This window comes from Hyphomicrobium sp., from assembly GCF_020852195.1.
GTDB lineage: Bacteria > Pseudomonadota > Alphaproteobacteria > Rhizobiales > Hyphomicrobiaceae > Hyphomicrobium_C.
Window position 1 is genome coordinate 1 of record NZ_JADZBI010000151.1, and the last position, 17,452, is coordinate 17,452.

21 protein-coding genes are annotated in these 17,452 nt (G+C 63.2%); 8 read left to right on the top strand and 13 right to left on the bottom strand.

Features of this window, described 5'->3' with window-relative positions; translation table 11 throughout:
- Nucleotides 1–198: hypothetical protein (locus IT540_RS12710; protein ID WP_291178265.1), on the top strand; the 198-nt coding region annotated here is incomplete at its 5' end.
- Between the two features lie 65 nt (nt 199–263).
- Here IT540_RS12710 and IT540_RS12715 read toward each other — a convergent pair.
- The 5 genes from IT540_RS12715 to IT540_RS12735 all read right to left on the bottom strand — a co-directional run bounded on the left by IT540_RS12715 (nt 264) and on the right by IT540_RS12735 (nt 4,815).
- Nucleotides 264–1,838 carry an arylsulfatase gene (locus IT540_RS12715; RefSeq protein ID WP_291178268.1) on the bottom strand — a complete coding sequence of 525 codons (1,575 nt, stop codon included), beginning with the start codon at nt 1,836–1,838 and terminating at the stop codon, nt 264–266.
- Nucleotides 1,839–1,947: 109 nt separating this feature from the next.
- Nucleotides 1,948–2,424: a DUF202 domain-containing protein gene (locus IT540_RS12720; protein ID WP_291178271.1), complete on the bottom strand. Its 477-nt coding sequence runs from the start codon at nt 2,422–2,424 to the stop codon at nt 1,948–1,950.
- Entirely contained in the window at nt 2,421–2,933 is a 513-nt protein-coding gene (locus tag IT540_RS12725) for a hypothetical protein (protein ID WP_291178274.1), read from the bottom strand. The genes IT540_RS12720 and IT540_RS12725 overlap by 4 nt, the downstream gene beginning before the upstream one ends.
- Complete coding sequence (locus tag IT540_RS12730; RefSeq protein WP_291178276.1) at nt 2,930–3,853, bottom strand: formylglycine-generating enzyme family protein; 924 nt, start codon at nt 3,851–3,853, stop codon at nt 2,930–2,932. The genes IT540_RS12725 and IT540_RS12730 overlap by 4 nt, the downstream gene beginning before the upstream one ends.
- A 608-nt stretch (nt 3,854–4,461) precedes the next feature.
- A complete protein-coding gene (locus IT540_RS12735) occupies nt 4,462–4,815 on the bottom strand; it encodes a cytochrome c (protein ID WP_291178279.1) in 354 nt (117 codons plus the stop codon).
- 138 nt (nt 4,816–4,953) lie between these two features.
- Between IT540_RS12735 and IT540_RS12740 the strand changes: the two genes are divergently transcribed.
- Nucleotides 4,954–5,265: a cytochrome c gene (locus IT540_RS12740; protein WP_291178282.1), complete on the top strand. Its 312-nt coding sequence runs from the start codon at nt 4,954–4,956 to the stop codon at nt 5,263–5,265.
- Nucleotides 5,266–5,395: 130 nt separating this feature from the next.
- Nucleotides 5,396–5,992 (top strand): LysE family transporter, encoded by a 597-nt coding sequence (locus IT540_RS12745; protein WP_291178285.1) that lies wholly within the window; start codon nt 5,396–5,398, stop codon nt 5,990–5,992.
- Nucleotides 5,993–6,021: 29 nt separating this feature from the next.
- On the opposite strand, the gene IT540_RS12750 is transcribed toward IT540_RS12745, so the two are convergent.
- The 3 genes from IT540_RS12750 to IT540_RS12760 all read right to left on the bottom strand — a co-directional run bounded on the left by IT540_RS12750 (nt 6,022) and on the right by IT540_RS12760 (nt 9,376).
- Nucleotides 6,022–7,056: a cysteine synthase A gene (locus IT540_RS12750; RefSeq protein ID WP_291178288.1), complete on the bottom strand. Its 1,035-nt coding sequence runs from the start codon at nt 7,054–7,056 to the stop codon at nt 6,022–6,024.
- A 199-nt stretch (nt 7,057–7,255) separates the two neighbouring features.
- Nucleotides 7,256–8,602 (bottom strand): O-antigen ligase family protein, encoded by a 1,347-nt coding sequence (locus IT540_RS12755; RefSeq protein WP_291178291.1) that lies wholly within the window; start codon nt 8,600–8,602, stop codon nt 7,256–7,258.
- 36 nt (nt 8,603–8,638) lie between these two features.
- Nucleotides 8,639–9,376 (bottom strand): hypothetical protein, encoded by a 738-nt coding sequence (locus tag IT540_RS12760; RefSeq protein WP_291178294.1) that lies wholly within the window; start codon nt 9,374–9,376, stop codon nt 8,639–8,641.
- A gap of 493 nt (nt 9,377–9,869) precedes the next feature.
- Here IT540_RS12760 and IT540_RS12765 point away from each other — a divergent pair, with 493 nt between their 5' ends.
- Complete coding sequence (locus IT540_RS12765) at nt 9,870–10,496, top strand: hypothetical protein (protein WP_291178297.1); 627 nt, start codon at nt 9,870–9,872, stop codon at nt 10,494–10,496.
- Between the two features lie 50 nt (nt 10,497–10,546).
- Here the strand turns inward: IT540_RS12765 and IT540_RS12770 are convergent, their stop codons facing one another.
- The gene (locus IT540_RS12770; RefSeq protein WP_291178299.1) at nt 10,547–11,356 is read right to left on the bottom strand and encodes an FkbM family methyltransferase; all 810 of its coding nucleotides are present in this window, start codon (nt 11,354–11,356) and stop codon (nt 10,547–10,549) included.
- A gap of 179 nt (nt 11,357–11,535) precedes the next feature.
- Between IT540_RS12770 and IT540_RS12775 the strand changes: the two genes are divergently transcribed.
- Together IT540_RS12775 and IT540_RS12780 are read left to right on the top strand one after the other, a co-directional pair.
- A complete protein-coding gene (locus IT540_RS12775; RefSeq protein ID WP_291178301.1) occupies nt 11,536–12,360 on the top strand; it encodes an FkbM family methyltransferase in 825 nt (274 codons plus the stop codon).
- Between the two features lie 201 nt (nt 12,361–12,561).
- Entirely contained in the window at nt 12,562–13,764 is a 1,203-nt protein-coding gene (locus IT540_RS12780; RefSeq protein WP_291178304.1) for a hypothetical protein, read from the top strand.
- 67 nt (nt 13,765–13,831) lie between these two features.
- Here IT540_RS12780 and IT540_RS12785 read toward each other — a convergent pair whose 3' ends face one another.
- Nucleotides 13,832–14,296, bottom strand: a complete 465-nt coding sequence (locus tag IT540_RS12785) for a phasin family protein (protein ID WP_291178415.1) — start codon at nt 14,294–14,296, stop codon at nt 13,832–13,834.
- Nucleotides 14,297–14,464: 168 nt separating this feature from the next.
- Here IT540_RS12785 and IT540_RS12790 point away from each other — a divergent pair, with 168 nt between their 5' ends.
- On the top strand, nt 14,465–14,743 hold the full coding sequence (locus tag IT540_RS12790) for a hypothetical protein (protein WP_291178309.1): 279 nt from the start codon (nt 14,465–14,467) through the stop codon (nt 14,741–14,743).
- A gap of 62 nt (nt 14,744–14,805) precedes the next feature.
- Nucleotides 14,806–15,702 carry an SDR family NAD(P)-dependent oxidoreductase gene (locus tag IT540_RS12795; RefSeq protein WP_291178313.1) on the top strand — a complete coding sequence of 299 codons (897 nt, stop codon included), beginning with the start codon at nt 14,806–14,808 and terminating at the stop codon, nt 15,700–15,702.
- A 244-nt stretch (nt 15,703–15,946) separates the two neighbouring features.
- Here the strand turns inward: IT540_RS12795 and IT540_RS12800 are convergent, their stop codons facing one another.
- The 3 genes from IT540_RS12800 to IT540_RS12810 all read right to left on the bottom strand — a co-directional run bounded on the left by IT540_RS12800 (nt 15,947) and on the right by IT540_RS12810 (nt 17,271).
- Nucleotides 15,947–16,174, bottom strand: coding sequence for a hypothetical protein (locus IT540_RS12800; RefSeq protein WP_291178316.1), 228 nt, complete (start codon nt 16,172–16,174; stop codon nt 15,947–15,949).
- A gap of 136 nt (nt 16,175–16,310) precedes the next feature.
- On the bottom strand, nt 16,311–16,652 hold the full coding sequence (locus IT540_RS12805; RefSeq protein ID WP_291178318.1) for a hypothetical protein: 342 nt from the start codon (nt 16,650–16,652) through the stop codon (nt 16,311–16,313).
- Nucleotides 16,653–16,821: 169 nt separating this feature from the next.
- Entirely contained in the window at nt 16,822–17,271 is a 450-nt protein-coding gene (locus IT540_RS12810; RefSeq protein ID WP_291178322.1) for a hypothetical protein, read from the bottom strand.
- Between the last annotated feature and the right edge of the window lie 181 nt (nt 17,272–17,452).

Sequence of the window (17,452 nt, forward strand, 5' to 3'; positions counted from 1 at the left end):
GGCGGCGAGCAGCCGCGTGGGCCGTGCTGCGCGAGCTGCAAAGCGCCGATCACCGAGGGTCAGCGCAGCGTGCGCGTCCGGTTCGAGAACGACCCGCACGGATTTCGCGGCTTGACGGGCCAGTACCACGAAGCCTGCAGCAAGCCGTTTGCGTCGATGGCGCGGGCCATCAATCTGATGTCGTTCCGCAGGTTTTAGGTTCCGGGCCATCGCGCGCCTCGTCGAAGAGCGGACGGCGGTGATGCCCGCCGCCCGCACACGTCTCAGTCGGCGCTCGCCGCTTCCGACATTTTTCTCAGAGCGTCGTCGACGGTGAACGTGTTTGGCCGCTGCACCGCTGGGAAGTCCGTGAAGGTCTCCACGAATCTCGCCATCAGGGCCTGCGCCGCGAAGATGATGTAAGCGCGGTGTATCATCCAGTCGTAGTACGAGTTGGATGTGATCGGCGCGAACTCGTAGGGGTCGGTCCGCAGATTGATGATCTTCGGCAGGCGCAGGTGTACGAAGGGCTCGGCCCATACGCCGAGCGTTCCCTCGAGACGCTGCTCCATGAATACGATCTTCCAGTTGTCGTAGCGCACGCCAAGCACGTCGCCGTCGTCGCTGAAATAGTAGAAGACCTGCCGTGGGCTCTCTTTCTCTTCGCCTGTCAGATAGGGCAGAAGGTTGTAGCCATCGATGTGGTTCTTGTAGGTGCGGCCGATGGCCTTGTAGCCGGTCTTGAGCTTCTCTAAGATGTCCGGCGCGCCCGCTGCAGCCAGGAAGGTCGGCAGCCAGTCATGGTGCTGCACGATGCCGTTGGCGATCGAGCCGGCCTTGATCTTGCCCGGCCAGCGCGCAAGCTGCGGTATGCGGAAGGCACCTTCCCAGTTGGTGTTCTTTTCGCTGCGGAACGGGGTCATGCCGCCATCCGGCCACGTGGTCCGATGCGGGCCGTTGTCGGTCGAGTACACAACCAGCGTGTCCTCGGCGATGCCAAGCTCGTCCAGAAGATCGAGCATTTGTCCGACATTCTTGTCGTGATCGATCATGGTGTCGTGATAGGGCGACTGCCAACGACCCGCCTGTCCGAGGCTCGACTTCTTGGTATGCGTGATGAAGTGCATGTGGGTCGTGTTGAGCCAGACGAAGAAGGGCTTGCCGTCCTTGTGCTGGCGCTTGATGAAATCCTGAGCGGCGGAGACAAACTCGTCGTCGCAGGTTTCCATCCGCTTCCTGTTGAGCGGCCCCGTGTCCTCGATCTTCTGTTTGCCGACCCGGCCCCAGCGCGGCATCTCCGTCGGGTCGTCCTTTTCGGTCGCCCAGGAGTGAATGACGCCGCGCGGGCCGAAATCCTTCTTGAAGTTCGGAAAGTCCTTTTCCGGCGGATAGTCGTACATCTCCGGCTCCTCCTCGGCGTTGAGGTGGTAGAGATTGCCGAAGAACTCATCGAAGCCGTGGTTGGTGGGCAGCATGTGGTTCAAGTCGCCGAGGTGGTTCTTGCCGAACTGGCCGGTGGCGTAACCCTGCTCTTTCAGGAGCGCGGCGATGGTGACGAGCTTGTCCGACATGCCGACAGGGGCGGCAGGAATGCCGACCTTCGACAAGCCGGTGCGATAGACGCTCTGTCCTGTGATGAAGGAGGACCGGCCGGCGGTGCAGGATTGCTCGCCGTAGCTGTCCGTGAACAGCATGCCCTCATTGGCGAGGCGGTCAATATTGGGCGTTTGATAGCCCATGAGGCCGTGCGTGTAGCAGGAGAGATTCGACTGCCCTATGTCATCGCCCCAGATGACGAGAATATTCGGCTTTTCGCCCTTGCCGTCCTTGCCGTTTCCACTCTTCGGTGACTTGGCCATACGCATTACTCCCGGCTGAATGAGTGATCCTCCCCCGTTTGTTTGCGTGTCCCCGTGTCCGTGCGGAGTTCTTCCTATCCGTTCAGCTCTGCATGCATCCTCCTCTCCCTTACCCAAATGGACCTACCCGGAACACCATGCTGACGATGGCAAATATGCCGATCAGCAGCAGGATGACTGCGGTGATGAGCGTGAGCGAGAGCGGGAACTTGCTTTCGCCGTGCACAAGGCCGTCGGCGATCATGGCCGTGCGCTGCTCGCGCAAGTGCATCATGAACTGCAGGTGATAGACGATGCCGCCGATCAGCATCACGATACCGAGCGTAACCAGCGCGACACCGAAATTGCGCGCCGCGCCTGCGTGCGTGATGACCGCCTGATCGCGCAGCTTCTCGAACACTTGGAAGATCGTGAAGCCGAAGGAGATCAGCGACAGCGAGGTCCGGATCACCGACATCAGCGTGCGGTCCGCGCTCATGCGCGTGCGCTGGAAGGACATTCCCGTCCGCCGCGACGACAGTTCGACGGAGATGTCGTCGGAATCGGATGCCCGCGAGACATGAGCGTGCAAGGTGTCGCTGCTCATGACGCCTCTCCCTTGGCCGGAATGCCGAGCCACCAGCGCGCGATGCGGTCGATGGGACCGCGCAGAAGCGCATACGGAACGAAGGCGAGGGCGAGCGCGATCAGCAGCGCCTCGACGGGATAGAACGTGCCGAGCACCTTGAGCTGATAGATCGCGTCCATTCCGATGCCGAGCAGCATGATGCGCGCCGTCGTGACCCAGCCTTCCCTCAGCCGTCCCGCGCGCTTTTCCGGATCGTTCAGGATGGTCCAGAAATAGGGTGACCGGCCGAGCTGGGCGTCCCTGATGCCGTCATGCGTGGCGGCGATCGCCGCCATCGCCGGCTGGAGGAAGAACCGGAACGACATCGGCCCGCTCGGCCGGCCGGTGAGATCCTGCCAGACCCTCTGCAGAACCTCGCTCGACGCGCCATACCAAATGCCACCAAGCACCAGGGAGAGGGCCGCAATCACCCCGACGAACAAGGCGAGCACGCTGTGCTCGCTGCCCTGCTCAACGCGCGCCATCATGCCCGCCTCCCCGCGCGCACGACACATCGGAATCCGACATGACTGGTGGAGGTATCTACGGGCTCGGGGTGGCGCGCCGCAGGGCGGTAGCGCCGGCAGTAGTTCGGGGCGCAGAGGTGGGAGCCGCCCTTCAGCACCTTGCGCGGGATCCTGATGTGCGGCTGGCACGGATCATAGCTTTGATCGGCCCTCGGGCCGCGCGGGTTCTCCGGAATGCAGCAGGCTTTCGGCGCGTCGGCCGGGTGCTTCGGCGCGTACCAGTCCGTCGTCCATTCCCACACGTTGCCGATCATGTCGTAGAGGCCGTAACCGTTCGGCGGGAAAGCCTTGACTGGAGACGTACGCTCCCAGCCGTCGCGCTTCAGGTTCTCGTGCGGAAAGTTGCCCTGCCATGTGTTCGCCATGTGCCGGCCGTCCGGCGTCAGCTCATCGCCCCAGGCGAATTCCGCACCGTCGAGACCACCGCGCGCGGCAAACTCCCATTCGGCCTCGGTCGTGAGCTCCTTGCCGGCCCAGGCCGCATAGGCCTCCGCATCGCGATAGGCGATATGCACCACCGGATGCTCGTCGAGCCCCTTGATCCACGTGCCGCGGCCATAGGGATGGCGCCAGTCGGCGCCAAAGCGGAACTCCCACCAGCGGCCCCAGTCGCGCAGATCGACCGCTTCGCGGGGAGGATTGAAGACGAGCGAGCCCGCCTTCAGCATGTGCGGCAGTGCGCCGGGATAATCCTCCGCCCTGGGTGGGATCTCGGCGAATGTCTTGTAGCCGGTGGCTTCGACAAACGCCCTGAACTGCGCGTTAGTGACCGGCGTCGCATCGATCCAGAAGCCGTCGACGGAGACGCGATGAACGGGCGCCTCTTCGGGATAGTGCGCATCCGATCCCATGCGGAACTGGCCGCCGGGCACGAACACCATACCGTCACGACTTCCATGGTCTCTCGCGGGAGACGGACATGTCCCTGGCTCGGCTTTCAGAACGAGACTCGTCATCGAGCTGCTCCGCAAAGGGACTTTTGGGTTTATTGCGTCGTCGCCAATTCACATGCTTTCGTTCAGGTGCATTCAAATCTGCACAAACGGATCGGACTGTCCGAGGCGTCCGTCAAAACCGGTTAGTAAGTTACTTCTTCGACGTTTGCGGAACTTGGACGTGTGCAGAGCAGCAAACGCGCCGACATATGGCACGCTCGTCCATGCTGGTATTGCTGCTTCAAAGGAGCTGGTGGGGCGCGACAAGCGTTACGAGCCTGCTCCATACCAACCTCCCGGCCGGAATGGCAGCTCCTCCCATCCGTTCTGAGCCTTGACTCCGAAGTTGGTGGTTCGCAACGGAAAATTATCCGTAGCGATTTTGTACTTTAGTCCTTAAGCGGAGAGCGGAATGGTTAAGCCGAATCCGGCCAAAGACGCTTGCGTGCCTATAACTGATTTTCGCATATCGGATTTTTAGTTAGACCTTCCAGGGCAGCATCTGTTCGCTCACCCTCAACAGGCCATGTTGGGGCGATCGAGCGGGACGCCGTTCAGGGGGCGGCGGCGTCCTTCAGCGTCATGATGTAGGCGACGACGTTGGCGATCTCCTCCCGCGACAGCGCAACAGCGGGCATCGGCGGATGGGGGATGACGATCCGCCCTGCAATGGCTTCCATGGACTGGCCCTGCTTGTTGGCGATCGCCAAGAAACTCGGGACGTCTGCGGCAACCGTCGATGTCGCCGGCCGCGAGACCACATGGCACGCAACACAAACGCGCTCGGCCAACGCGCGGCCCTTCTCGGGATCCGGCTTTGGCGTCATGGCCCCCGCAAGGGCCGGAGCGGCAGGCATCAGGACAAGGAGGATCGCTGCGAAAACTGCGTGGCAATGCCAGACGTTCATGGCGCTAAGCTCTGATCGGGATGGATGAACTGACCATTCTACAAGAACATCCTATTGCTCGGCGCCTGGCCTTGATCTGGATCAGCGACGTTCGGGTCTCGGATGCCCGATGTCTTGCGGAAGTCAATGGAGGACGGCATGCGAAAACCGTTGTGCGCGCTCGCTTTCGGAGCGCTCCTTTGCGTCGATGGAAGCCCGGCCCGGGCTGCCGATGATGCGGGAAAGGCGTTGCTGACCGCGCGGTGCGGGCGGTGCCACGCCATTGCGGCAAACGAGAAAAGCCGTCTCAAGAACGCGCCGAACCTCTGGGACACTCTCCGCTCATATCCGACGGATCGCCTGGAATTCGAGCTTGCCGAGGGCATCGGCTCGCGGCATATCCCGATGCCGCAGATCCAGTTCACCTCCGACGAGATCACACTGATCACGGCGTACCTTCAGGTCGAATGACCGGACCGGCGGCCCCGAGGCCAGCCTCCGCGTGAGCATGGGGGGCGCGTGTGGCTCGAGCAGATGTTAAACTTCGCGTGTCCGCATCGAGTTACCTTACTTTCCTTTGCGCGCAGGGAAGCTTGCTAGAATGACAGGCCTCGCGGACTACCTGACCATCGCCGCAACGCTAGCGCTGCCGGGGCCGACCAACACGCTCTATTTCCTATGCGGAGCCGCCCTCGGCTTGCGTGGATCGCTTGGGCTCGTGCTTCTTGCTCTCGCGGGCTACGGCATCGCCGTCGCGGCGCTCGTCGGGCTGGCAGCGCCGCTGGTTGCTTCCGAGCTAAGACTTGGGGACGTGCTGCGCATCGCGGCGGCCCTCGTGCTGGCCTACGCGGCCTACAAGCTCTGGCGCGGGGCGACGCGTGCCGGCACCAGTGCCACCGCGGATCGGCAGGCCGTGGGCAACTGGACCTTCTTTCTCACCACGCTGACCAATCCCAAGTCCCTCGTCTTCGCGGCGCTGCTGCTCCCGAAGGAGGACGTGGGCGCCAGTGCAATCTTCCCTCTCACGGCGTTCCTGGTGTTCATGATCGTCGTGAGCGGCATGGGATGGCTCGCGGCCGGGGCCGCCTTCAGGTCCGGTTCGGCGGACGGCAGGCCCAAGACCCTCATCGAGCGCCTTGGCGCAATCGTGCTGATGCTGTTCGCCGCCGTGCTGGCGACGTCCGTCGTATTCCGCTGAAGTGCGCTCTGCCCCGGCCTTCGCGGGCCCTACTCGAGCACGTCGGGCATCGGGCCGGCGCCGGCCGCAAGCCAATCCGGGATCGGCAAACTCTTGGAGGCTAGAAAGTCCGGGTTCAACAGCTTCGACTGGTAGCGGGTGCCGTGGTCGCAAAGCATGGTGACGATGAGATGCCCCGGGCCAAGCGTGCGCGCGAGGCGAATGGCGCCGGCAATGTTGACGCCCGTGGATCCGCCGAGGCAGAGGCCCTCCTCGGTGATGAGGCGGTGCACGATGGGCACCGATTCCGTGTCCGCAATCTGGAACGACACGTCCGGCGTGAAACCCTCGAGGTTCTTGGTGATGCGGCCCTGGCCGATGCCTTCGGTGATGGATGAGCCCTCGGCCTCGAGCGTACCCCTGGTGTAGTAAGAGTAAAGCGCGGCTCCCGGCGGGTCGGCGAGCGCGATCTGTACGGACTTGCTGCGCGCACGCAGGCCGAGCGCAACGCCGGCCAGTGTTCCGCCGGTGCCGACGGCCGAGACGAAGCCATCGACCTTGCCGTCCGTCTGCCGCCAGATCTCCTCGGCGGTCGTGCGAGCGTGGCCGTCCCGGTTGGCGACATTGTCGAACTGGTTGGCCCACACGGCGCCGCCCGGCTCTGTCTTGGCAAGCGCCTCCGCCAAGCGGCGGGAGTAGTGCACGTAGTTGTTGGGATTGGCGTAAGGCACGGCCGGTACCTCGACCAGCTCGGCGCCAAGCGCGCGCACGGCATCCTTCTTCTCGACGGACTGCGTGTCGGGCATGACGATGACGGCGCGCAGCCCGAACACGCGGCTCAGGGCCGCGAGGCCGATGCCGGTGTTGCCGGCCGTGCCCTCGACGATCACGCCGCCCGGCTTCACGACGCCCCGCGCCAGCGCATCATCGATCAGAAACAGCGCAGCACGGTCCTTCACTGACTGTGCCGGATTCGTGAACTCGGCCTTGCCGAGGATCGTGCAGCCCGTCTCGTCGGATGCACGGCGCAACTTGATCAGCGGTGTGTTGCCGACGGCCTCGGCCACGTTTGAAGCAAAAGTCACGAGCAGGTCCTTTTGTTTGTCGATTCCATCATGCCCGAGAGCTCCTTCTACGCTCGCTCTTTGCGGAAGTCACAACTTCGCGCCGCCGCGACGCCATCCCAACAGGGCTTTGCACGCGCGATGAAGCGTTCGTTTGGAATATACTTATGCGCAACGAAGGGGATGGGCTGCCGCATGCCTCTCGCCCGGAGAAAGACCGTTACAGCCGGCCAGCCTCCAGCTCGCGCTGGCGGCTCTCGTCGCCCGACGGCTGCGGGCCGGCCTCGGCGCTGCGGATCGCCAGCGACAGGTAAATCATCGTCAACGCGAACAGCGCGGCAAACCAGCGCTGCCAAATCTCCCAACTGGAGGCGATCTCCATCATGAAGACCGCGAATGTCGCCAGCGCGTAAGGCCGCGTATGCTCGGGGATATCCTTCAGGGCGCGCAGGATGGCCAAACCGGCCGCAAGAAAGAGCACTGCGCCGACAAACCCAAGCTCGAACCAATTCTGAAGGTAGATGTTGTGGGTGTGCCGAGAAACGGTATCCCCGCCTCGCGTGACCGGCACGTAGGTTTTCTCCGCCTTGCTCTTGTTGCTCATGACGTACGCGCTCCGCGCGCCGGCCCCGATTACGGGAGCGCTCAACACGCGGTCGGCGGTATCGTTCCAGATGACGATCCGCTCCCGTGCCGAGGGCTGAACCCATTTCGCCGTATGGAGCTCCAGCCGATCGTAGGCGATATGGGCGGCCACAACGGCGCCGAGCGTGAGGACCGTCCACACCGATGCGATCGAAACAGCGGCCGCGCGGCGCCAGTGGAGCGCGAAGATGAAGCAAAGCGCTCCTGCGATCAGCGAAAGCTTCGACGTCTCGTGGTTGGATCCCATTGTCGCCAGCCCCGTGCCGATCACCAAGGCCGCGGCGATCGCCTTGAACTTCCAGCCCGACCAGCATGAGACCGCGCAGAGAACGGCGGGCCACAGCAGCATGTTCAAGGCGGCGATGGAGCGGTTGAGCTCGAAGCTTTCGATGTGGACGTTGCCCGCGGCATCAATGCGATAATGCTTGTAGAGAGTCGGCGGCGTGAGAATGCCGAACTTCTCCACCAGAACGCGCCTGATGTGCTGATCCGCAAACACCTCATGCAGCAGGACGATCAGGCCGATGAGGACGGCGATCACGAACCAATAGGCGAGATGATGGATGCGCCGCACGGGCTGCACCGACAGCCAATGGTTTACGACGTGCCATTGAAAGAAGGTTACGAGGACCAGACCCGTGTACACGAACGTCGCGCCGGGGTCGGCGGACCAAGCGGTACTCATGACGGCGAAGATCAAGAAGAGCGCGATCGGCACGCTGGCCGGAGCAGGTCTCAGAAAATCCCGGAAGGAGTTGCGCTCGTAGTACGCGAGAGCGAGCGCCATCAACACCAGCGCCGGCAGCATGAACGCCGTCGAACGCCCGGCGACGATGTTCGTCGCCGCGGCAACGAGGATCAGCGTGCCGGCCATGCGGTCGACGAGCGTCGTGCGACTGCTATCGGCGCCACCTGCAAGCATGCCTGACGTTCCTCCCGATCCGTCAACGCGCGAAATCTACCGCCAGTGTTCCTGGATCCATGGCGTCGGGCGCACGTGCTTGTAGACTTTCTTGTACCATCGCGCCGGCCATCGGCCATCACGCGCCTCGTCAGGATCCGGCTTACCCGTGAAGCACACGATCTTCGTGCCCTCGGGCAGCGCGGCCGAAACGAAGAAGTTCAAAGGCCACCGTGGAAGAAGCGAATGCTTGAAGCTGACGCACCACGCTTCAGGCCAGTACTTCATTTCCCGGATGGACCTGGAAATGTAGGTCTGCGAGTTTGGGAATTGTCCGAGAATAGATTCCGGGTCCTTGGCCAGGTTCTCGTAAAGGTAAGGATGTGATCCTACACGAAATCTGTAAACTGATGTATTGCCAATCTTCGAACCCGGCTGCGTCCAATTCTCAATCACACAGAATGTCGCGTTCGGCTCATAATCAAAAAACTCGTCAATTGAGCCTGTAATAACGACATCCAAATCCATGAACAGGACGTCTCCGGAGACGCCCGGTAGCTCCGGCCGCCAGAGGCCGATCTTGCGCCACGGCTTGTTCTTCACGCGCTCGGGGAGAACAAGCTCCGGGATCGGGAAGCAGGCGACGACGGGATCTATGCCCCGGGCATCGTCCGTATAGCAGACCAACCGCGTCGGCCGCCTGCTGTTGCGGCGTATCATGGACAAGAGAGAATTCACGTAATCGGAGGGGTAACGCTCACCCCATTTCATGCACAAGATTGTTTGCTGCTTCATGACGCTTCGATAAGGGCTCTCAAAACTCCCGCGCCAGGCCGATCACCTGAAATGGCAGCGTGCCTTATATGGGTCTGACCGTCGTCCGTCGGACGTCGTCAAATGAACGCGAGCGCCGGTCTTTCAAGAGACCGTCAATCTCAAACCCAAGGACCGTTCTTTGAAGTGGCGCACATCCCGCTTCATAGAACAGCACCGATTGGCAGGCAAGCGAGCGTGGGGCTCGCTCCGGCCAATTGTTCGTCCCGCATCCAACCTTAGATCCGAGGCGCCGGCTGTCTCGCAGGGAACAGACACAGCCCGGTCCCGAGGTCGGCCTTGCCTCGCTTCAGCTCATCCCCCAAGCCACCGCCGCCGCCAAAAAAGTCGTTGAATACCCTTGCTGCTCAGGTAGACGTTGCCGGGCCGTACTCCGGGCGGCAGACGATTGGGCGAACACCGCCACGTCGTAGGCCACGCGCACCGGCTTTGGAACGTTACGAGGACTGCAGGAATGCTTGGAGACATTGTCAGCGTGAACGGTGGAACCTCTCCGCCGTACGTAGTGGTCGGCTTCTTCACGCCGAACTACCGCCCTCTTGCTGAAAACCTCTCCAAAGACCTTGTCGAGACGCAAAACCCTCATCACCTCATCGCCCGCGACAAAGGTGATTCCACCTGGCGTAACGTCGTTCACTGGAAGCCGGACATCGTGCTCGAGGCCATGGACCTCTATCCGGAGTCCAACATCATTCTCCTCGATGTGGACTGCTCGGTTCGCGGCTCGCTGCTGCCGGCCCTGGATTTCCCCGGCGACATCTCGGCGCGGTCGAAACTGCGCCTCACCAATCATGTCTGGCCGTTGCGCCAGAAGACCGTGCTCCACATCTCCTCGCGGAGCATGGTCTTCAGGCAGAACGCACGAGTGCGCAAGTTTCTCGCAGACTGGCGCGACGAGCTTCGCACCGCCACCTACTATCAAGGCGGCTGCGAGATGGCGATGCGGTTCGTGATCATGCGCTCGACGGGCCTCGCCTTCTGTCCCATGGACCCGAAATACTCCGGCCTCGAGGTGGACCAGGCGACGGCGGACGCCATCGTCGTGCACAGCAGCGCCAGCCGCCACGCGGGCCGGAACTAGGCGGGACAACCCTCTCCGGACGAAGGCGGGGGCGCTGGCACGCTCGGGCGCTAGGCTTGTTCGATCTTCTCGAGCACGATGTTACCGCGCGTTTTCATCACCACGCGATACCCGTTGCGCAGGAAGACGTCCACGAGGTCCCCCTCCCACTGGCGGGAGCGATGGTTCTGCTCGATGACCAGGAGGCGCGGCCATTGCGGCTGAGGGATTGCCTCCAGATAGGGCATCAGGGCCTGGTACTCGTAGCCCTCGACGTCGATCTTGACGACATCGCAGCGTGCAAGCCCCTGCTCCTCGAGAATGCTCGCCAGCGACCGCATCGGGACCGTGATCTGCTCGGCGTCCGTGGCCAGGATCGATCCGACGCTCGGCGCGTCGGGGCGAATGCCGAACGACACGCTGCCGTCCTGCGCGCCGAGGGCCGCCCTGATCGTCACCACGTTGTCCAGCCCGTTGAGGCGCACATTCTCGACAAGGGCGTCGTAAACTGACGGATTGGGCTCGACGGCCACGATCCGGGTGCCGGGCACCTGCAGGGCTCCGAACCAGAGGGTGTAGAAGCCGATATTGGCCCCGATGTCGGCAATGACGTCGCCGTCGCGCACGGCCGTGCGCAGGTAATCCCGCTCGGGGCTATTGTAGCGCTGGTCGGCGATGAGATATTTCAAGCTTGATTTGGGGGGCAGCCGCAGCTTGGCCATGCCGCCCCAGATGACGCCATCGCGCGGGGTCTCACGAGCAGGAAGGAACAGCTTTTCGATCAGAGGCCGTATGCTGCCGCGCCCCGCGAACGTGTAGCGCGCCAGCGCAACGCCAAGCCTTTCGACCGGCGTCAATGCATAGAAGCCAAATGCCATCATGCCGGTCGCCCCCTCCCGACGCCTCCTGAACACGTTATGTTATAGGCGGGAAAAACCTAACTTGGAATGGCTCGGGTAACGCCCCTCGGGCGGACCGTGCGCCGGCGCGAGGCGGGGCCCTGTCGTTGACGCCGATCGCTTTTTCGCGTCAAGAGGATAACAGCAGGACGAGGGGGACCATGGAAGAGGCGGCGCCTTGGGGACAATGCCACCCGCGCGGGATGGCCGCGCTGGCATTCGCCGCGCTCAAGCACCGCCTCGTGCGCGGTGCGCTCAAGAAGCCGGTCTACCGGTTCATCCAACAGCGCTGCCCGGCGCAGGACGTCGAGTTCCAGGGCCTCAAGCTCCGCTGCCACATCTCGGACAACGGTCCGGAGCGCTTCGTGATCTTCCAGGAGCGCCGATCCGCCTGGGATGCCCTCAACATGAGCGTCGATCGCCTGCGGCCAGGCGACACCTTCGTCGACGTCGGTGCCAACTTCGGGCTGTTCTCCGCCATGGCGGCCAAGAAGGTCGGCGCCGAAGGGCGCGTCGTCTCTATCGAGCCCCACCCCGAACTCGTGCGGCGGTTGAAATTCAATATGGATGCGAACGGGTTCCGACATGTCACCATTTTTGAATCCGCCGTCGGCGACAAGACGGGCGAGGCCGTCCTCTATGCGAATACGTCCAGCTTTGCGGAATCCAGCCTGAGAGCGGACGCAACCCAGCCTCGCAAGGATCAAAAGGCGACGGCCGTTCCCATCGCGACGCTTCTCGATATCGTGGAGCGGGCAGGGCTTTCGCGGATCGACGCCCTCAAGATCGATATCGAGGGGTATGAGGACAGGGCGCTGGTGCCGTTCTTCGACACCGCGCCGCGCGGCCTGTGGCCCAAGCGCCTGCTGCTCGAGACCATCCATGCCGATGACTGGGCCACGGACTGCGTGTCGAAGCTCGTCGGCTGCGGATATGCGATCGAACGGCGGACGCAGAGCGACGCACTGCTGGTCCTTCCTCCCTGAGCTCGTCCGGGGCCGGGCGGCCCCGGACCCGCCCGGGAGACTTGGTAAATTTCCCGGGCTGGCCTTGCGGGTTCGCGCGTCTCGGCGCAGAACACGAAATTGCGGGGAGCGAGCGTGGCCGGGAAGCCCTAGGCCGAGCCAGATTCCATGGGCATACTCCCGACCGCATAGTGGGGATCAGTCTTCCGGCCGGATCGTTGCATGTCTCTTAGTGCGCGCGCGTTCGTGTTCATCGTCTATCTGTTGCTCGGGCTTTCCTTCATCGCCGTGCCGGCGGTGCTGGTCTGGGAGTTTGGGCCCGAGAAGGCCCTGACCTTCGCCACCTTCGACAGCCACCTCTTTCTCTTCTTCCCGACGCTCGGCCTGGTGGCGCTGGCGGCCTTCTACCTGCCGTCCTGCGCCTTCGTGGATATGTACTGGCATCACCTCTCGTTCGGACTGCTCCGCTTCCTCGTTGGGCTGGTGCTGATCGGCGGAGCCGCTGCCCATATCGCCTTCGGCTTGTCCTCCAACCCGCACCGCTCGGTCTGGGACCTCAAGCCCGAAACGCTCGCCGCCGACAAGAGCGAGCCGGCCGGCTGCGGCGAGGCCGGGCCGCCCTGCGAGCGCATCGCCCTCATCGATGGCGTGACCAACCTGCGCGAGGTCAGCCGGCGACGCCTCGGCGTGCGTGAGTTCTACCGGTCCTGCCAGGCGGAACCGCTGATCGGCAGCGACGGCACGGAGGAGGTGAAGCGGTTCTGCTTTGCCTCCACGCCGCTCTCGGCGGCGCCGCTGCTCAGCACGGATGCGGAGTGCTGCCATGCGCAGCAGCGTTATCAATCGACCATCGACCAGCTCTATCTCGATCCGGCGGAGCAATCGGTCACCGGGCGCATCCACAAGCTGCTGCTGCCCGGAAAGGTATTCTTCCTGTTCATCCTGCTGGCCATCAGCATTCTGCTCACCGTTCGCCACGCGGGCGTGAAACGACACTATCCGGACCGGATCGGGCGTATCGAGGTGGGCGTGCTGGTCGGCGCGGCGGCGATGATCTTCTTCCCGCTCATGAGCCAGGCGTACGTTCAATCGGCCGATGCGCTGTTCGGCGTGCAGCAGAAGGGCGGCTTCCGCGCCATCGTGCCGCTCATGAGCTTCCTGTTCGGCGCATGGGCGATGCTGCTGCTCCTGTTCTCATTCCGCCAGCATGACCAGGATCTCGAGCTTGCGGCGAAACTCGCGGGCGTCGCGGCCAGCACCATCGCCGTGTTCAAGTACGACATTCTGGTTTCGATCATCGTGCGCTATCTCGGCTCCGGCGCCGACGAGCTGGCGGTGCTCGCGGTGATCGGCCTTGCGGTGGTGGCGGTGATCGTTCTCTTGTCGCCGCTTGCGCGCCGCGCGGCGCTCGGGACAGATAAATAAACTACTTTGCCCGGCAACGCAGAGGGCGCGCCGGTGCAAACCTCCCCGGTCTTTCCGCGACGGCGGACTAGTGGCGAATGTCCGCTTCGGCTTCGACTTCGGCTTCGTCCATATGGGACTTGATCACGCTTGCCGTCTCGTCGGCTAGCTTCTGGTTCAGCCGTGCGAAATACTGGAACTCGGCCTGATACTGCTGCTGGGCGCGCTGAATAAAATCCGAGTACGCCGCAAACAGATCCTGGACCGTCTTGCATTCCATGAAGCGCTGCGAGGCTGCCATGTCCTCGTTGAGGCGCCGGTTGACGAAGCCCAGCCATTCGTTGTTCGCCTTCGAGACCTGCTCGAGGAAGCGGCCGTTGAGCTCCGTCATAGCCGCGAACATCGGGCGATTGATGTTCAGCCAGGCTTCAAACGAAGTGAGGCCGGGATTCTTGTCCAAGCCCTGGTCGGCTAGCGATCTTGACGCATTTGCATTCATGGTACGCTCCTCCACCAGTGATCCGACTTCCGACACGCGTTCAAAGCGATGCACCAAGCAAAGCTCGACTGCTTTTAACTGGTATCCAAAGCACGCGGCTTCTGCTTGATCGAAATCAAGCTCAAGGTCTTAGGTAGAGCCGACAATTTGCGTTTCGGGCTTGCGTCCGAAACGATCATGGTCAGTCAATGCCCAACGCCTTGGTTGGTTGCATCCTCGTAAATGGACCAGGGCCGGTGTCGGTTCTGGCTGCTGGTCCTTGAGCCGGCGTTTTCCGGAGCCGGAAGCCGCCCGCATTTCGCGCCGTCGGGCGACACTACTGTCGCGCCGCTCGTGCATCGGCGCTTCACTCTTTCAAAGTTATCCACAAAATCCGGGCGCATTTGCGACATCGAACGGCCATGGATGGAACAGCTCAATGGGCCGGAACTTCAGCTGCTTGGACGTGAAGCCGCGGTTTTGACCTTCAAAATCAAAGCGATCCATGCGGTAGTGCGGTGAAAAGCCGGGCCGTCTCCACACGCGACGCGCCACGGTCTCGGCGAAACGCCCGGAACGTGCCCATGACGCACCCCCTTTTCTCCCTCGCGGACCTCTGGATCGGCCGGTCCGCCACGCCAAGCGCGCAAGCGCTTGAGGCCGTGAGCGGTGTCGCGCCGGCCGTGGTGGTGACCGGCGGCTCGCGCGGGATCGGCCGCGCGATTGCCGCGCGCTTTGCCCGCGCCGGACGGGACCTGGTCCTGATCGCGCGTGAAAGAGCCCCCCTCGAAGCCGCCGCCGAGGAGATCGCGCGGCAGGCCGGCGTGCGTGCGGTTCCGCTGGCGCTCGACGTCTCGCTGCCGGATGCGCCGCAGCAGCTCGACACGGCACTGCGCGAGGCGCGGCTCTATGCCGACGTGCTCGTCAACAATGCGGGCGTGGGCCTCGCGGGGCCGTTCACAGATCCGCCTCTGCCGGAGCTCGAGCGGCTGATCACGCTTAACATCACGGCCGCGAGCCGGCTCATGCATCATGTGCTGCCGGCGATGCTGGCGCGGGCCCGCGGCGGCATTCTGAACATCGGCTCGCTCGGCGGGCTCGTGCCCGGCCCGTACCAGGCGGCCTACTACGCGAGCAAAGCCTACCTCGTGTCGCTGACGGAAGCGGTGGCCTACGAGGTGCGCGGGCGCGGGGTCCGTATCGCAGTGGTTGCGCCGGGACCGGTCGACACGACCTTCCATCGCGCGATGCACGCGGAGAACGCGCTTTACCGGACCATCATTCCCGCCCTCAGCGCGGACGCGGTCGCGCGCAGCGCCTATCGCGGTTTCATGATCGGACGCACGGTGATCGTGCCCGGAGTGCTGCCGTCGCTCGGCGCCCTAGGGGTGAAGCTCCTGCCGCATGCGATCAGCGTGCCGCTCGTGGGCGCGCTGCTGGCGGTCGGCAACGGGCGCCCCTCCGGGTCCGACCCCTTATGACACGTGCGACCAAATGTACTTGGGAACGCTGGACGTTACGCTGACGCCCTGCGTTTGCAGAGTTGAAACGATTTCGCTGTTTAATCTCCTCAAGCGCCAGGGATTAGGTCCCGCGTACCTTGGTGTCGAACGGCGGCCTGGCGAGAGCTTCGTTCTCGATAGGTCGCCGTCACTATTTTTAGGCGCCCGCCCGCCTGCTCTTCAATTGCCGTTAAGAGAGCCGTAACCGGCCGACGCACACGCGTCAGGCCGCGCCCTTTTTCCTGGCGACCTCTTTCGCGAGCTTGTCGACAAGTCTCTTGTCGATGTTCGGCGGGCGGCGATCAACCGGGCGGTCCGGCTCGTCGGACGTTGCTTCTCCGATGCTGACCGGATCACTGGCGGGGAATGTCGCCTCGAGCGCCTCGTCGAGCTCCTTTTCAAGCTCCGCTTTCGACCGCTTATCCTTTTCGATCTCGACGATCGCTGTCATTGCATGGTCCTCCCAGACTGATACGAAAGAAAAACACGCACGTGCGGCTGTAGGTTCCATGGGGCGAATCCGCATGAGAAAAGCCCATCCGCCGTTACGAATGGGGCTTTTCCTCGCTCTCGTGCTTTGACTTGAATTAAATGCGTCGTCTCACGGCCCGATAGCCGGGCTCCACGTAATCCGAAATCCGGCTCAGGAGGTCGGAGCTGTCACGGCGCGCGGACGACAGCTTCCACAGCGCGCCCAAGGCGCAGGCGGCAACGACGACCGCGCCGATCGCCACATAGGGCTGATCCTGCACGAAACGCTTGGTGGCGGCGAAGGCATCCTCGGCCGTCTCGCCGGCAGCCTTCAGCGCCTTCTGGCCTTCCTGGGCAACGGTCTCGGCCGCTTCGCCGGCCCTCTGCTTTAGCTGATGGATGGCATCCTGGGCTTCGCCTGCGCCCGTGTCCTGGTACGACTGATACGATTGGGCCATGTGCGGCTCCTTGCTGCTGGAGATGGCGTGAGAGATCCAAGACAAAACGTGGCGTTCAGCAAATCGTTCCCGCAGCCGATGGCGCGTCGACCGTGAAACAACGCGGCTCGGCGGATCGGTGACGCTGGTCGAGGCGCTGCAGCTTCTTGGGCATGACGAGAACTCTCCATCATGTCCGGGCCGCCGCAAGCGCTGCCGAAGCCTTGTCCTCGGCAGCCGCGACATCTTCGAAGTCGCCGCGTATCGCTTTCAGGGCTTGGCGCTCCTCCGAGATCTCGTCGGCGGTTCGGAACCCGAGACGTCTCAGCACCGGCACGGGCGGACACCATCCCTGAATGGCATGCTGGAACAGAAAGGCCGTGACGAGTGCGGGCAGCACGAGCCAGTAGGGATGAACGAAGGCGCCGAGGACGACGCCGGTGAATGCGATGATCGAGGCGTTGGTTTCGATCGCGCGCTCGATGTCCCATTCCGCGTCCAGCTCGGCCAGCCGCGCGGGAATTCCGTGCGGCGCTCGTGCCAGATGCCGTATGCGCGCTTCGGTCTCGCGCTCGATGCGTTGGTTGATCTCATCGGCCGTATGGGCGGGAACGCGATCGCGCGTTGTCGGCAAGGCCATGGCGGCACCTCGTGAATTGCCTCTGTCCGTAGACAATCCTTCAGCCGCTGATTGCGTTCCCCGGCCGCATTCGCACGCGAAGTACGGCTTTCGCATCGCTCTGCGGAGGATTGGGGGGCGCTGTGGTTTTAGGGCACTAGATGCGGCGCGTGTGGCTCGGGAACATGGGGTGCTGATTCGA

Bases quoted from the DNA above. Each gene is read 5' to 3' on its own strand.
- IT540_RS12715 (WP_291178268.1), bottom strand. From the start codon at position 1,838: ATGGCCAAGTCACCGAAGAGTGGAAACGGCAAGGACGGCAAGGGCGAA.
- IT540_RS12720 (WP_291178271.1), bottom strand. From the start codon at position 2,424: ATGAGCAGCGACACCTTGCACGCTCATGTCTCGCGGGCATCCGATTCC.
- IT540_RS12725 (WP_291178274.1), bottom strand. From the start codon at position 2,933: ATGATGGCGCGCGTTGAGCAGGGCAGCGAGCACAGCGTGCTCGCCTTG.
- IT540_RS12730 (WP_291178276.1), bottom strand. From the start codon at position 3,853: ATGGTGTTCGTGCCCGGCGGCCAGTTCCGCATGGGATCGGATGCGCAC.
- IT540_RS12735 (WP_291178279.1), bottom strand. From the start codon at position 4,815: ATGAACGTCTGGCATTGCCACGCAGTTTTCGCAGCGATCCTCCTTGTC.
- IT540_RS12740 (WP_291178282.1), top strand. From the start codon at position 4,954: ATGCGAAAACCGTTGTGCGCGCTCGCTTTCGGAGCGCTCCTTTGCGTC.
- IT540_RS12745 (WP_291178285.1), top strand. From the start codon at position 5,396: ATGACAGGCCTCGCGGACTACCTGACCATCGCCGCAACGCTAGCGCTG.
- IT540_RS12755 (WP_291178291.1), bottom strand. From the start codon at position 8,602: ATGCTTGCAGGTGGCGCCGATAGCAGTCGCACGACGCTCGTCGACCGC.
- IT540_RS12760 (WP_291178294.1), bottom strand. From the start codon at position 9,376: ATGAAGCAGCAAACAATCTTGTGCATGAAATGGGGTGAGCGTTACCCC.
- IT540_RS12765 (WP_291178297.1), top strand. From the start codon at position 9,870: ATGCTTGGAGACATTGTCAGCGTGAACGGTGGAACCTCTCCGCCGTAC.
- IT540_RS12770 (WP_291178299.1), bottom strand. From the start codon at position 11,356: ATGATGGCATTTGGCTTCTATGCATTGACGCCGGTCGAAAGGCTTGGC.
- IT540_RS12775 (WP_291178301.1), top strand. From the start codon at position 11,536: ATGGAAGAGGCGGCGCCTTGGGGACAATGCCACCCGCGCGGGATGGCC.
- IT540_RS12780 (WP_291178304.1), top strand. From the start codon at position 12,562: ATGTCTCTTAGTGCGCGCGCGTTCGTGTTCATCGTCTATCTGTTGCTC.
- IT540_RS12790 (WP_291178309.1), top strand. From the start codon at position 14,465: ATGGACCAGGGCCGGTGTCGGTTCTGGCTGCTGGTCCTTGAGCCGGCG.
- IT540_RS12795 (WP_291178313.1), top strand. From the start codon at position 14,806: ATGACGCACCCCCTTTTCTCCCTCGCGGACCTCTGGATCGGCCGGTCC.
- IT540_RS12800 (WP_291178316.1), bottom strand. From the start codon at position 16,174: ATGACAGCGATCGTCGAGATCGAAAAGGATAAGCGGTCGAAAGCGGAG.
- IT540_RS12805 (WP_291178318.1), bottom strand. From the start codon at position 16,652: ATGGCCCAATCGTATCAGTCGTACCAGGACACGGGCGCAGGCGAAGCC.
- IT540_RS12810 (WP_291178322.1), bottom strand. From the start codon at position 17,271: ATGGCCTTGCCGACAACGCGCGATCGCGTTCCCGCCCATACGGCCGAT.